This is a genomic window from Parasediminibacterium sp. HNIBRBA5674 (genome assembly GCF_056745525.1).
In genome coordinates this window covers 1-323 of the sequence record NZ_JBQWIE010000120.1, presented here as the reverse complement: position 1 = coordinate 323, position 323 = coordinate 1, and the positions used below count along the sequence as shown (strand labels likewise).

Here is a 323-nt window from a genome sequence, read left to right as displayed (position 1 = left end):
TTTATCCTTAAGCATAAAAGGTGATTGGTTGTTTAGCAATTGGTGGTACAATTAATAGACAATTTCAACACCTTTTTTGCTGTTTCTTAAACCGAACTCACGTTAATATAGTTATGCTATATAAAGATGTAAAAGATTGTTCTGCAGAGATGTTCAAGCGCCTTACAGGTGTAAAGCCAACGACATTTATAGAGATGACATTGTTCGTTATCAACTATAAGCAAGCTCAGTGTAAGGATTCAAAACGTGGTAGACCATCTAAATTGTCGATAGAAGACCAGCTGCTCATGTTACTGATGTATTATCGAGAGTATCGTACCTTT

General features: G+C 35.3%; 1 protein-coding gene. It reads left to right on the top strand.

All coding sequences use genetic code 11. The annotated features are described in order from the left end of the window. Positions 1-113: 113 nt before the first annotated feature. Positions 114-323 (top strand): transposase family protein (locus tag ACT9TX_RS18530; protein WP_481340622.1); only part of this gene is annotated, 210 nt, incomplete at its 3' end.